This window comes from Elioraea sp. Yellowstone, assembly GCF_006704265.1.
GTDB lineage: Bacteria > Pseudomonadota > Alphaproteobacteria > Acetobacterales > Acetobacteraceae > Elioraea.
Genome location: NZ_VIKA01000019.1, coordinates 22,176 through 35,866, shown reverse-complemented (window position 1 = coordinate 35,866; position 13,691 = coordinate 22,176). Strand labels below are relative to the sequence as shown.

Here is a 13,691-nt window from a genome sequence, read left to right as displayed (position 1 = left end):
CCTCACGCCCCGCGCCACTCGTGTCGGCCTCGGCGTCTGTGCGTGGTTCGCCAAGCGCCCGGGGATATACCGGCTGGGAACGCGCATCGCGATGCGCACACACGGGCTCAACGGGCGCCGCCGCCGCCGCATCGCGCGCGGCCTCGGCGTTGCCGAGCCGCAGCTCGGAAGCGGCCAAGCTCGCCGCGATGTCGGCGATCGCGGCGATGTCGTCGCGCGCATAGGCGCGCCTGAGCGCGTCGCGGAACAGGGCGGCGGCCTGTTCGGGCCGGTCCTGCTGCCAGGCCAGCATCGCGGTCCGGGTCTGGCGCGCGAGCGTCGGGTCGGGCGGCTCGGGCGGCGGTGGGCCGCCGCAGCCCGCGCCAAGCAGCGCGGCGAGCAGCATCGCCCGCCTCACGGCCGCACCTCGCGCGCGGGCACGCGCGGCAGCTCCTCCGGCGCCGCGCCGCCGCCGATCAGCGGATGCGTCCTGAGCGCGACCAGCAGCCGGTCGAGCTCGGCGGTCGCCTGCTGCACCTGCACCAGAAGTCCTGGCAGCGTCGCCACGGCCGCGGCGGCATCGCGCGCGATCCGCGGCGCCTGCGGGCTCGCTCCCGCGAGGTCGCGCGTCGCCGCCTGCACGTTCGCGAGCGCCCGCTCGGCCGTCCGCACCAGCCGCGGCAGCCCCTCGGCCGCGGCGCCGGCCCTCTCGACCGCCTCGCGCACCTCCGCAACGGCGAGATTCGCCTCGGCGAGAGTGCGATCGAGCTGCGCGGCGGCGATCTCGAGTTCGCGTGCCAGGGTGTCGTCGGCGAGCAGCCGCCCGACCGAGCCCTCGCCGCGCGCCAGCTTCTCGGAGATCTCGGCGGCCGCGCGGGTGATCCGGCCGACATCGTCGAACACGGGCACGAGACGGTTGCGCAGATCCTCGATCAGTTCGCCGAGGCTCTCGGTCGGCGCCTGCTCGCGCGTCACCTCGAGCACGGCATAGTCCCAGTCGAGCGGGTCGCCGGTGCCGCGCGTGATCTCGAGATAGGCCGCGCCGGCGACGCCGAACTGGCGGCGGATGAAGACGCGGCTGTCGCGGCGCACGAACACCTCCATGCCCTGGTCGAGCCGCACCTCGGCGTGGAGCTGCTGGCGCGGATCGATGACGATGCGCCGCACCTCGCCCGCGCGCGTGCCCAGCACCTCCACCGCCGCGCCGGCGGAGAGACCGGCCGTGCCCTCGGGCGGCAGGATCACCCGCAGCATCAGCGCCGGGCGCAGGAGCGGGCCGAGCACGCCCGCCTGCAGCACGGCGGCGAGGAAGAGCGCGAGCGCGGCCAGGACGAGCGCGCCGACCGCCTCGTTGATGCGGGGAAGCCGGGCGGGTGCCCTCATGCGGCGGCGCGCAGAGGCACGAGGCGGCTGCCGACCAGCCGCCAGCGTTGCGTTGCTGGAAGAGAGCGATCCGCCGCAGCATCGGAGCCGTGGGTCAGCCAGAGCACAGCCCCGTCCTGGTCGCGCACGTCGCGGATCGCATCGAGCAGCGGCGGCAGGATCGCGTCCCCGAGCACGCCAGTCGGATGCTCGAGCACGACGAGCCGCGGCGCGCCCAGGAAGGCACGCACCAGTGCCGCGCAGGCAAGATCGGCCGGCGCGACGGCCTCGGGGAATCCGGCAGGCAACCCCGGCAGGCCGAAATCGCGCGCGCGCCGGGCCGCCTCGGCGAGCAGCGCGCCACGCAGGAGCCGGGTATGGAACAGCGTGCCGAGCAGCACGTTCTCGGCCACGGTCAGCCAGGGCAGCCAGGAATCGGCGGCGAAGTGCCGCCCGATCCGGCCGCGCAACGCATTGGCCGTCTCGCCCGACTCGGCGCGCCAGTCGCGCCCGAGGAACCGCACCGCCCCCTCGGCCGGCGCGAGCCGGCCGCAGACCGCATCCGCGAAAGCGGCCGCGCGGCGCGGCCCGCCGATCTCGACCAGCACGAGCTCCCCCGCGCCGACCTCGAGCGTGATCGGCAGCGTCAGGCCGCCGGCCGGCTCGATGGCGAGGCGCGCCGCGGCGAGGGTGAGGAGCGGGATCGCGTCCGGCATCGCCGCTAGAGAACCAGCGAGACCACGCCGGAGACAAGGAAGGTGCCGAGGATGGCATAGGCGAAGCCGCGCGGGATCAACCGGGTCGGCGTGCGCGCCAGCTCGGGTGCGCCGAGCGCCACCGCGCAGCAGATCAGCCCCACCACCGCACCGATCAGCACGCCCTTGAGCGGCAGCAGCACGAAGTCGCCGGCCGCCATCGCGCGCAGCACGTCGTCGAGGAAGGCGAGCAGACCGACATTCGACGAGGCGGCGGCGAAGCTCGCCGCCCAGCCGGTGACGAGGGCGCCGGCGACGAAGATCACGGTGAGGGAGACCGAGGCGAGCGCGAAGGCGAGCACGCGCGGCACGACGAGCAGCAGCAGCGGATCGATGCCCGAGGCTTCGAGCGCGGCGAAGCGCGCGCTGCCGCGCACCGTTCCGAGCTCGATCAGGGTCAGCGTGCCGGCGCGTCCGGCGAGCATCAGCCCGACCACGACAGGGGCGAGCTCGCGCACCAGCACGCCGGTGATCACGGTGCCGACGAGCCGGTCCTGGCCCGCCGCGCCGAGCCAGTAGAGCGCCTGGTAGACCATCGCCACGCCGACCAGCGCCGAGGCGCCGAGCGTGGCCCAGACCGCGCGCGTCCCGGCGATGCGCATCATGCGCTGGAACTCGGACCGCACCGGCCGGCGCCAGGTGGCCGGCGCGGCCGCGGCGGCGGCGACGGCGGCGCCGAGGGCGGCGACGAAGCACGGCCAGCGCAGAAGCGCGATCGCCGCATCGCCGACCATGGCGAGGACGCGCCGCGGCAGGGCGAGCGCGGCCGATCCGCGTGTCGTCGCCGTCATGCCCGTGCCATCAGCAGGAAGGTCGCGACCTCGCCGGTGCCGTCGAGCCAGAACCGGCCGCGCGGACGCAGCAGGAACCGATCCGCGATCAGCGCCGAGGTCGTCGCGCTCGCCTGGATGGCCGCTTCCGGGGCGGATGCCGCCATCGTCTCGGCGGTGCGCACCGCCTCGCCCCAGAGATTGTAGGTGCCGCGGGCGGCCCCCACCGCGTCGCCCATCGCGGGGCCCGTGTCGAGGCCGATGCGGAAGCCCTGGCGCTGGTCGGCCGCGTGGAACAGCGCCGAGATCAGTTCCTGCAGGTCGAGCGCGGCCTCGGCCATCGCGGCGGCGCGCGCCGCACTGTCCGCACCGAAACCGTCGGCCGCGACCGCCGTCTCGCCGCAGAGCCGCAGATAGTCGATGCCGTGCCGCGCCGCGACCTCCTCGAGAATCCGCACCGCAGCGGCGGCGAGCGAGGTGCCGTCGGGATCGGTTGCGCGTCCCCCGAGCAGCAGCGGATCGGTGAAACGGAGCACCAGAACCGTGACGTCGCGAAACAGCGCGGCCGGGACGCCATGTTCGTCCAGGCCGCGGCGGGCGAGGCGCTGGGCGAGGCGGCGGACGCGTTCGCCGCCGAGCGATCCGTCTCCCGGCATCAGCGCAGCGTCGGAGCGCTGCACGCCTGCCGTGCCGGCGGCGAGACGGATGGGCTCGCCGCGGCCGAGCGATCGGCCGGCGATGGCCGGGGCGAGCCGCGGCGCCAGCAGCGCCGCCGCCGCCGTGGCGAAGGCTGCCGCGCCGTCGATCCCGGCGGCCCGATCCTCCACCCAGAGCAGCCCGAGCGTCTCCTCGCCGCGCCGGATCGGCGCCGACAGCAGGGCGCGGCTGCCGAGCGGCTGGAGGTAGCGGCGATGCAGCTCGGCAAGGCGGGGTTCGGCGCCGGCATCGGCGAGATCGAGCGTGCCGCCGACGAGCACGGCGAGCGCCTCGGGGATCTCCTCGCGCGCGAGCCGCGTGCCGGCGACATGGGCCTCGCCCTCGGCGTCGTAGGCGTCCTCGCAGCGGAGCGTCGCCTGGCCTGCGCCGAGGCACCAGACGCCGACGCGACGGGCCTCCAGCGTGCGTGCGACGGTCTCCGTGAAGCGCTGCAGCGCATCGTCCGGGTGCGGCTCGGCGATCGTCGCGTGCGCCGCGAGTGCGGCGAGCGCCTCCGCCTGGATCGCGGCCGTCCGGTTGCGCGCCCCCAGCCGCCGCAGGGTGCGGTCCGCCCGCAATCCCTGCCGCACGAGCATGAAGGCGAGCAGCATGGCGAGCGCCGCCACCGCCGCGGCCGCGACCAGCGCGAGCCGCGTGTTGCGGGCGACGAAGCCGATGAACTCGTCCTCGGGCACGGCGATCAGCACGAGCCAGCCCTGTGCGGCAAGACCGGGCACGGTGGTGGCGATGGTGAGATGGCGCGTCCCTGCGACCTCGATCGTCCGGCGCCCCGGTCCCTCGACGCGGACGATGTCGAAGGCGCGCGTGAGCACAGGATCGTTGAGCTCGTCGAGCCGCACCGGCGCGAGCCGGTCGCCGACCTGCTTGATGGTGCGATCGGCCTCGGGAAAGGCGACCAGCGTGCCGCGCCGGTCGATGATCATCGCCCGCCCGGTCCTGCCGATCGTGAGCCCGGCGAGGAAGGCACTCAGCGCGTCCAGGCGGATGTCGGCGCCGAACACGCCCCTGAGCTCGCCGGTCTCCTCGCGCATCGCGACCGAGACGGTGAGCCCGGGCACCCTGTCGGTGAAGAAGACGTAGATCTCGGTCCAGTAGACGTCGCGCGAGGCGGCGGCGCCGACGAACCACGGGCGCGTGCGCGGATCGAACGGATCGACCGGATCCTCGAAGGTCCTGACCACCGAGCCGTCCGCGCTGCGGATGATGTTGACGACGCGCCGGGCCGGACGCTGCGTGATGATCTTCGTGTCGATCCCGCCCGCCTCGTTGCGGCGGAACATGAGGTAGCTGCCGTCCGCATCGGCGATCGAGACGATCGCGACATGGGGTATGCTGCTGAGCAGCGCCATGCCGACCGGCTCGGCCAGCCGCATGTCGTCGCGGAACGCGCCGCGCCGTTCGGCCTCGTGGAGCAGGCGCACGGATCGCTCGGCCGGGCTCAGCCAGTTCTCGATCTCGGTGACGATCCGTCTCTCGAGGGCCTGGAGCACGGCATCGGCGAGCGCCAGCGCGTCGTCGCGGCTGTTCACGTGGCTGACCGCGATGGTGCCGAGCGTGGCGCCGATCAGCAGCATGGCGGCGAGCACGGGCAGCACCACCCGCGCGAGCCTGCGCCGGATCTCGGCCCGCGCCTCGCGCGGATCACGCGAGAGGTCGATCACCTCCGCCCGGTCCGGAGCCGCCCCCGGGGTCATGGCGCGAAGGCTAGACGCGGCGGCGCAGGCGCGGCAAGCGCCGCGGCGTCACCGGCCGAAGAGCACGCGCGGCAGCCAAGTGGCAAGAGGCGGGTGCAGCGCGGTGAGTGCGAGTGCCGCGAGCTGCAGGCCGACGAAGGGTGCCACGCCGCGATAGATCTGCCCCGTACGCACCTCGCGCGGTGCGACCCCGCGCAGATAGAACAGGCTGAAGCCGAAGGGCGGGGTCAGGAACGAGGTCTGCAGGTTCACCGCGATCAGCACGCCGAACCAGATCGGATCGACATCCATCTGCAGGATGATCGGCCCGACGATCGGGATGACGATGATCGCGATCTCGACGAAATCGAGGAAGAAGCCCAGGCCGAAGATCGCCGCCATCACCACCGCGATCGCGCCCGCCGCCCCGCCCGGCAGGGAGGAGAGCGCGGCATGCACCATGTCGTCGCCGCCGAGGCCGCGGAAGACGAGCGCGAACAGGGTGGCGCCGATCAGCATGGCAAAGATCATCGCCGTGATGGTCGTGGTCGAGCGCGCCACCCCGCCGAGCACGCCGGTGCGGAAGGTGAGCCGGAGCGCGTGGCCGAGCGCGAGCGCAAGGCCGGCCGCACAGGCCGCGGCGCCGAGGATCGCGGCGCGTTCGCCGGCCGTCGCCGCGGCGCGCCCGAGACGAAGGTCGAACAGCGAGGCGAGGGTGACCAGCCCGGCCACCGAGGCGAGGGCGACGAGCTGGGGCCACCGCGCCGGCGAGAGCCGCCGCGCGGCGAGCAGCGTCGCTCCTGCCGCGCCCACCGCGGCGGCCTCGGTCGGCGTCGCGATGCCGCCGAGGATCGAGCCGAGCACGGCGACGATGAGCACGATCGGCGGCGCGAGCGCATCGAGGATCTCGGCGCGTGTGACCCTGCCGCGCGCATCGCGCGGCAGCGCGGGCGCCAGATCCGGCCGCGCCCAGGCGATCGCGAGCTGGTAGAGGATGTAGATCCCGACCAGCATCAGCCCGGGCAGCAGCGAGCCGGCGAAGAGCTGGCCGACGCTGACGGTCGTGATCGAGAACCTGCCCTGGGCGAGCTGCGCCTGCTGGTAGGCGGCCGAGATGATCTCGCCCAGGATCACCATCACGGTGGAGGGGGGGATGATCTGCCCGAGCGTGCCGGCCGCGCAGATCGTGCCGCAGGCGAAGCCCGCGTCGTAGCGGTTGCGCAGCATCGCCGGCAGCGCCATCAACCCCATCGTGACGACGGTCGCGCCGACGATGCCGGTGGAGGCGGCGAGCAGCGCGCCGACGACCGAGACGCTGACCGCGAGGCCGCCGCGTACCGAACCGAACAGCCGCCCCATGGTCTCGAGCAGCTCCTCGGCGATCTTCGATCGCTCCAGCATGATGCCCATGAAGACGAAGAGCGGGATGGCGACCAGCACCTCCGACGTCATCGTGCCGAAGATGCGCGGCGGCAAGGCGCCGAGCAGCGCCGGCGTGAACGCGCCGAAGGCCCAGCCGAGCGCGCCGAACAGGAGCGCGGTGCCGGTGAGGATGAAGACGACCGGGAATCCGGTCAGGATCGCCACGCAGAGCGTGGCGAACATCAGGATGTCGAGCACGCCGCCCATGCCGCGCCGGCCTCAGGCGGGCTCGGCGCGGTGCGCATCGCCGCGATGGTCGGCGCGGCGGCCGGCGATCGTCAGCACGCAGCGGCCGAGATGGCCGATCGCGGCGACCAGCAGCAGCAGCGCCATAGCCGGGATCAGCGACTTGAGCAGGTACTGGAACGGCAGGCCGCCATAGGCGATCGCGCCTTCGCGGATGCGCCAGGAGGCGGCGACGAAGGGCCAGCAGGTCCAGAGCACCAGCGCCGCGAACGGAACGATGGCGACGATCACGCCGACCAGATCGATCCAGGCGCGCCGCCGCGGCGACATCTCGGCATAGAGGATGTCGACCCGCACATGGCCCTCGTGCAGCAGGGTGTAGGCGATGCCCAGCATGAACAGGCTCGCGTGGGTGTAGATCACGCTCTCCTGGAGCTGGATGAAGCTGGTCGAGAATCCGTAGCGCAGCAGCACGACGGCGAGCTGGACCAGCACGAGCAGCACGGCGAGCCACATCACCGCCCGCCCGACCGCATCGGTGAAGCGATCGAGCGCGCGCGTGACCGCGGCGATCAGGTCCATGGCAGCAGCGCGCGCCCGGCGTTGGTCGGCGTGTAGGCGCGGCCGGCGAACTCGACCGCGCGGTTGCGGTACGCGATGTAGGACTCGATGATGGCGCGGTTGAGCGGATCCGGGTCCTCGCGCAGCTCGCGCATCACCGCCCAGGCCGCCTCGGCCAGCGCGCGCACCACCGGCTCGGGCACCGCGCGCACCTGCACGCCCTGGCGCTCGACCATCTCGCGCAGCGCGAGCGGGTTGCGATGGTCCCACTCCGCGATTGCCTCCTCGTTCATGCTCTCGCAGGCGAGGCGGACGGCGAGCTTGAGATCGTCGGGCAGCGCATCGAAGCGCGGCTTGTGGATCACCGTCTCCAGGCTCGCCGAGGGCTCCTGGCCGCAGGGCTGGTAGTAGAACCGCGCCACCTGGCCGAAGCCGAGCGGCCCGTCCGACCAGGGTCCGGCGAACTCGGCGCCGTCGATCGTGCCCGCCTGCAGCGCCTGGAACACCTCGCCCACCGGCATCTGCTGCACGGCCGCGCCGAGGCGCTGGTAGACCGCGCCGATCAGCCCGCCGGCACGCATCTTGAGGCCGCGGAGATCCTCGGGGCCGCCGAGTTCGCGACGGAAGAAGCCCGTCCATTGCGGACCGGAATTGCCGCAGATGAACGGCTGGAGATTGAAGCGCGCGTAGAGCTCCTCGTAGCGTTCCTGCGCGCCGCCGTAGCGCAGCCAGGAGATCAGCTCGCCGTTCGTCAGGCCGAACGGGAAGCTGCCGATGATCGCGGCGGCGCGCGAACGGCTGAACCAGAACTGGCCGCTGGCATGGTAGAGATCGACCGTGCCCTGGCTCACCGCGTCGAACACGCCGAAGGCCGGCACGATCTCGCCGGCGGCGAACAGGCGCACGGTGATGCGCCCGCCCGTGAGCGCCGTGATGCGGTCGGCGACGCGCTGCGCCTGCGTGCCCGGTCCCGGCAGGTTGCGCGGCCAGGCCGTCACCATGCGCCACTCGAGGCGCCCTTGCGCGATCGCGGGCGCGGACAGGGTGGTGGCCGCAGCCGCGGCCCCGGCGCGGAAGATCGTGCGTCGGTTCATGGCGTCTCCCCGTCTTGCGTGCGCGGGCCGGGGCACGCCCCGGCCCGACGCGACTCAGCTCCAGCGGATCGGCAGGGCGCGGCTGTTGAACTGCCCCGCGTAGCTGTAGCCCATGTACTCGGCCGAGAGATTGCGGAAGGCGATGTAGGCCTCGGCGATCTTCCTGGTCAGCGGATCCTGGTCCTCGCGCAGCTCCTTCACCACCTCGCCGGCGGCGTTGCCGAGAGCGATCAGGAGGTCGCGCGGCACCTCGCGCACCATCACGCCGTGCTGGGCGACGAGCTGGCGCAGGGTGACGGCGTGGCGATGGTCGTACTCCGTGACCACCTCGTCGTGCAGGCTCTGGCAGGCGACCCGGATCACCTGCTTGAGATCCTCGGGCAGGCGGTCATAGGCCGCCTTGTTGACGCCGCACTCCTCGGCCGAGGACGGCTCCTGCACGCCGGGCCAGTAGTAGTTCTTCGCCACTTGGTGGAACCCCAAGGGCGCATCGGTCCAGGGGCCGACGAACTCGGCCGCGTCGATCGTGCCCGACTGCAGCGCCTGGAAGATCTCGCCGGCCGGCAGCGTGACCACGGTCGCCCCGGCGCGGCGGTACATCTCCCCGCCCAGCCCCGCGGTGCGGAAGCGCAGGCCGCGGAAGTCGTCCACCCCCCTGATCTCGCGGCGGAACCACCCCATCCATTGCGGCCCCGAATTGCCGCACAGGAACGGCTTCAGCCCGAACCGCGCATAGGCCTCGTCGTACAGCGCCTGGCCGCCGGCATGGTTGATCCAGGTGGACTGCTCCTGCGCGGTGAGCCCGTAGGGGAAACTGCCGAAGAAGCCGATGCCGCGCAGCTTGGCGAGCCAGTAGGACGGCACGGCATGGTAGAGCTCCGCCGTGCCCTGGCTCACCGCGTCGAACACGCCGAGCGCGGGCACGATCTGCCCGGCGGCGAAGACGCGCACGGAGAGCCGCCCGCCCGAGAGCGCGGTGATCCGCTCGGCGAGCTTGTTCGCCGCCGTGCCCGGCCCGGGCAGGTTCATCGGCCAGGCGGTGACCATGCGCCATTCCATCCGACCCTGCGCCAGGGCCGGTGCGGCCAGCGCGGTTGCGGCCGCGCCGAGCGTGGCCTGCGTCAGCATGCTGCGTCGTCTCATCCTCGTCCCCCGTATCGTGCCGCCGCCCGGAAAGCCGGGTCGAAGGGCGAGGGATGATAGACCGGCGCGGCGGCGGGGCCAGCCCCTTCTCGCGCTGCGCCTAGCCGTGCCGCGAGGGCAGCGCGAGCGGGCAGAGCGCGGCGAGCGTGCCATCCTCCACCAGGGCGCGTGCGGCGGCGATGTCGGGCGCCATCGCGCGGTCCTCGCGCCAGCGCGGCACGCGGTCGCGCAGCAGCGCGATCGCCCGTTCGAGCGCGGCGGACGAGGTCAGGGGGCGATGGAACTCCACCGCCTGGGCCGCGAGCAGCGCCTCGATGCCGACGATCGCGGCGAGGTTGACCGCCATCTCGAGGAGCCGGCGCGCCGCCCCCGTCGCCATGCTGACGTGATCCTCCTGATTCGCGCTGGTCGGCACCGTGTCGATGCTGCGGGGCGCGGCGAGCGCCTTGTTCTCCGCCGCCAGCGCGGCCGCCGTCACCTGCGCGAGCATGAAGCCCGAGTGCAGCCCCGGATCGGGGGCGAGGAAGGCGGGCAGCCCCGTCATCGCCGGGTCGGTCAGCAGCGCGATGCGCCGTTCGGCGATGTTGCCGGCCTCGGCGGCCGCCAGCGCCAGCATGTCGGCCGCGAAGGCGACCGGCTCGGCGTGGAAATTGCCGCCGGAGAGGATCTCGCCCGTGTCCGCGAACACCAGCGGATTGTCGCTGACCGCGTTCGCCTCGACCGCGAGCGTCGCGGCGGAGGCGCGGATGAGATCGAGGGCCGCTCCCATCACCTGCGGCTGGCAGCGCAGCGAATAGGGGTCCTGCACGCGCGGATCGCCCACGCGGTGGCTCTCGCGGATCGCGCTGCCGGCGAGCAGCGCGCGCAGCGCCGCCGCGACCTCGCCCTGCCCGGCATGGCCGCGCACCGCCTGGATGCGCGGATCGAAGGGCGTGTCCGAGCCGCGCGCGCCGTCCACGCTGAGCGCGCCGGTGACGAGGGCGGCGGCGAAGGCGTCCTCGATCGCGAACAGGCCCTCGAGGGCGAGCGCGGTCGAGACCTGGGTGCCGTTGAGCAGCGCGAGTCCCTCCTTCGGACCGAGCGTCAGCGGCGCAAGTCCCGCCGCGCGCATCGCCCCGGCGCCCGGGACGATGCGCCCGTCGGGCAGCCGCGCCTCGCCCTCGCCGATCAGCACCAGCGCGAGGTGCGCAAGCGGCGCGAGATCGCCCGAGGCGCCGACCGAGCCCTGCGCCGGGATCAGGGGCAGCACGCCGGCGGCGAGCAGCGCGACCAGCGCCTCGACGGTCGCGGGACCCACGCCGGAATGGCCGCGCGCAAGGCTCGCCGCCTTGAGCGCGAGCACCAGCCGCACGACGCGGTCGGGCAGCGCCACCCCCGTGCCGGCGGCGTGGCTGCGCACGATGTTGAGCTGGAGCCGTGCCAGCGCCTCGGCCGGAATGCGCGTGCTGGCGAGCTTGCCGAAGCCGGTGTTGATGCCGTAGGCCGGCTCGCCGCGCGCGATCGCGGCCGCGACCGCTTCGGCGGCGGCCTGGACCGGCGCGCGCCACCCGTCGGCGAGCGCGGCCGTCGCGCCGTCGCGGATCGCGCGCCACGCCTTGAGCGTGACCGCGCCGGGGCGCAGGACGATCGCGCCGTGAGCCGCCTCACTCATGGCGCGGGCAGCGGTGATAGGATGGCACCATGCAGGACTGGCCTCCCGTTCTCGTGCGCCAGGTGCACACCCTCGTCCGCCAGTTCATGGCCGGCGGCGAGGCGTGGATCGGCGTCGCGGGCATCGAGTGTTTCGGCACCGGCCCGGTGCGCACCGGCACCCTGCGCCGCGGCGGGCGGATCGAGACGCTGGGCAACCGGCCGCTCGATCGCGCCTTCGTCTGGATGCAGGGCGCCGAGCCGGAGCTCTGGGTCGATCCTCGCGCGGCCGGCTACCGCGATCTCTACGACGAGTTCGCGCGCACGCGGCTCGGCCTCTCCGGACGGCCGACCGCCGGGTTCAACATCGACCACCTCTTCCCGAAATCGGCCGGCGCGCTGGACGGGATGTCGCATGTGCGGATGCTGGCGATCGCCCGGCCGTCGAACCAGGCGGCGGGGCGCACGCTCGAGAAGGCGATGACGCAGCGGGCGCGCACGGCCTCCGGACGCAAGCGCATCCGGCACGCCACCTGGATGACGATCGGCAAGGCGACCGGCTTCGTCGGCTGGGAGTCGCTGCCCGACAGCGCGGATGCGCAGGCGAACATGCCGGTCGTGCGCGCGCTGTTCGCACATCTCGCCGCGCACGGCATCCCGGCGGACTTTCCCGATCTCGAGCAGCGCCTCACGGCCCATACCCTGACGCGCATCCGCTAGCACGTCAGCGCTCCAGCATCGGCAGGTCGAGCCCGTGTTCGCGCGCGCAGGCGATCGCGATGTCGTAGCCGGCATCGGCGTGGCGCATCACGCCGGTCGCCGGATCGTTCCAGAGCACGCGCTTGAGCCGCGCCGCCGCGGCCGCGGTGCCGTCGGCGACGATCACCATGCCGGCGTGCTGCGAATAGCCCATGCCGACGCCGCCGCCGTGGTGGATCGACACCCACGTGGCGCCGGAGGCGCAGTTCAGGAGCGCGTTGAGGAGCGGCCAGTCGGACACCGCGTCCGATCCGTCCAGCATCGCCTCGGTCTCGCGGTTGGGGCTCGCGACCGAGCCGCTGTCGAGATGATCGCGCCCGATCACGATCGGCGCCGAGACCTCGCCGGTCGCGACCATCTCGTTGAAGGCAAGGCCCAGCCGGTGGCGCTGCCCGAGCCCGACCCAGCAGATGCGCGCAGGCAGGCCCTGGAACCGGATGCGTGCCGCGGCCATCTCCAGCCAGCGGTGCAGGTGCGGATCGTCGGGGATCAGCTCCCTCACGCGTGCATCCGTCCGGCGGATGTCCTCGGGGTCGCCCGACAGCGCGGCCCAGCGGAACGGGCCGATGCCGCGGCAGAACAGCGGGCGGATATAGGCCGGCACGAAGCCCGGAAAGGCGAAGGCATCCACCAGCCCCTCGTCCTTCGCCATCTGGCGGATGTTGTTGCCGTAGTCGAGCACCGGCACGCCCATGCGGTGCCAGTCGAGCATCGCCTGCACATGGGCGACCATGCTGCGCCTGGCCGCCGCCGCCGTGCCTGCGGGGTCGGAGACGCGCCGCTCCTCCCACTGCTCCAGCGTCCAGCCGGCGGGCAGGTAGCCGTTCACCGGGTCGTGCGCGCTGGTCTGGTCGGTCACCACGTCGGGGCGCACCCCGCGGCGAACGAGTTCGGGGAAGATCTCGGCGGCGTTGCCGAGCACGGCGACGCTGATCGCCGCGCGCCGCGCGACCGCATCGCGGATCATCGCCAGCGCCTCGTCGAGATCCCCGGCCCAACGGTCGAGATAGCCGGTGGCGAGGCGCTTCTCGATCCGGCTCGGCTGGCATTCGACGGCCAGCAGCGAGGCGCCGGCGAACACCGCGGCGAGCGGCTGCGCCCCGCCCATGCCGCCGAGCCCCGCGGTCAGGATCCAGCGACCCGAGAGGTCGCCGCCGTAGTGGCGCCGCCCGACCTCTGCGAAGGTCTCGTAGGTGCCCTGCACGATCCCCTGGCTGCCGATATAGATCCAGGAGCCGGCGGTCATCTGGCCGTACATCATCAGCCCGGCGCGATCGAGCGCGTTGAAATGCTCCCAGCTCGCCCAGGCGGGAACGAGATTGGAGTTCGCGATCAGCACGCGCGGCGCATCCGGGTGGGTCGGGAACACGCCGACCGGCTTGCCCGACTGCACGAGCAGCGTGTGCTCCTCGTCGAGCCGCTTCAGAACCGAGACGATCGTCTCGAAGCTCCGCCAGTCGCGCGCAGCGCGGCCGATGCCCCCGTAGACCACCAGCTCATCGGGGCGTTCCGCGACCTCGGGATCGAGATTGTTCATCAGCATCCGGAGCGGCGCCTCCGTGGTCCAGAAGCGGGCGTTCAGGGTAGCGCCGCGGGGCGAACGGATGGCGGGGGCATTTCGTCGTACGGTTGCGGGCATGG

Annotated in this window: 12 protein-coding genes; 1 reads left to right on the top strand and 11 read right to left on the bottom strand. The window is 73.4% G+C overall.

Features of this window, described 5'->3' with window-relative positions; genetic code table 11:
* The 10 genes from FK498_RS05080 to hutH form a co-directional block, all read right to left on the bottom strand.
* A partial coding sequence (locus tag FK498_RS05080) for a hypothetical protein (protein WP_370510880.1) occupies positions 1–385 on the bottom strand: 385 nt, incomplete at its 3' end.
* Between the two features lie 8 nt (positions 386–393).
* Positions 394–1,362 (bottom strand): MlaD family protein, encoded by a 969-nt coding sequence (locus tag FK498_RS19205; RefSeq protein WP_161988319.1) that lies wholly within the window; start codon positions 1,360–1,362, stop codon positions 394–396.
* Positions 1,359–2,057 (bottom strand): organic solvent ABC transporter ATP-binding protein, encoded by a 699-nt coding sequence (locus tag FK498_RS19200; RefSeq protein ID WP_161988318.1) that lies wholly within the window; start codon positions 2,055–2,057, stop codon positions 1,359–1,361. Before FK498_RS19200 ends, FK498_RS19205 begins: the two co-directional genes overlap by 4 nt.
* A 5-nt stretch (positions 2,058–2,062) precedes the next feature.
* A complete protein-coding gene (locus FK498_RS05070) occupies positions 2,063–2,887 on the bottom strand; it encodes an ABC transporter permease (RefSeq protein ID WP_141852189.1) in 825 nt (274 codons plus the stop codon).
* On the bottom strand, positions 2,884–5,277 hold the full coding sequence (locus tag FK498_RS05065; RefSeq protein ID WP_141852187.1) for a cache domain-containing protein: 2,394 nt from the start codon (positions 5,275–5,277) through the stop codon (positions 2,884–2,886). The genes FK498_RS05070 and FK498_RS05065 overlap by 4 nt, the downstream gene beginning before the upstream one ends.
* Positions 5,278–5,325: 48 nt before the next feature.
* Positions 5,326–6,885 carry a TRAP transporter large permease subunit gene (locus FK498_RS05060; protein ID WP_141852185.1) on the bottom strand — a complete coding sequence of 520 codons (1,560 nt, stop codon included), beginning with the start codon at positions 6,883–6,885 and terminating at the stop codon, positions 5,326–5,328.
* A gap of 12 nt (positions 6,886–6,897) precedes the next feature.
* A complete protein-coding gene (locus FK498_RS05055; protein WP_141852183.1) occupies positions 6,898–7,446 on the bottom strand; it encodes a TRAP transporter small permease subunit in 549 nt (182 codons plus the stop codon).
* Positions 7,437–8,519, bottom strand: coding sequence for a TRAP transporter substrate-binding protein (locus FK498_RS05050; protein WP_141852181.1), 1,083 nt, complete (start codon positions 8,517–8,519; stop codon positions 7,437–7,439). The genes FK498_RS05055 and FK498_RS05050 overlap by 10 nt, the downstream gene beginning before the upstream one ends.
* Before the next feature lie 54 nt (positions 8,520–8,573).
* Positions 8,574–9,647 (bottom strand): TRAP transporter substrate-binding protein, encoded by a 1,074-nt coding sequence (locus FK498_RS05045; protein ID WP_370510879.1) that lies wholly within the window; start codon positions 9,645–9,647, stop codon positions 8,574–8,576.
* A 115-nt stretch (positions 9,648–9,762) separates the two neighbouring features.
* On the bottom strand, positions 9,763–11,313 hold the full coding sequence (gene hutH / locus FK498_RS05040; protein WP_141852177.1) for a histidine ammonia-lyase: 1,551 nt from the start codon (positions 11,311–11,313) through the stop codon (positions 9,763–9,765).
* 29 nt (positions 11,314–11,342) lie between these two features.
* Here hutH and FK498_RS05035 point away from each other — a divergent pair, with 29 nt between their 5' ends.
* On the top strand, positions 11,343–12,011 hold the full coding sequence (locus FK498_RS05035; RefSeq protein ID WP_141852175.1) for a hypothetical protein: 669 nt from the start codon (positions 11,343–11,345) through the stop codon (positions 12,009–12,011).
* Between the two features lie 4 nt (positions 12,012–12,015).
* Here the strand turns inward: FK498_RS05035 and hutU are convergent, their stop codons facing one another.
* On the bottom strand, positions 12,016–13,689 hold the full coding sequence (gene hutU / locus FK498_RS05030; RefSeq protein ID WP_141852173.1) for a urocanate hydratase: 1,674 nt from the start codon (positions 13,687–13,689) through the stop codon (positions 12,016–12,018).
* Between the last annotated feature and the right edge of the window lie 2 nt (positions 13,690–13,691).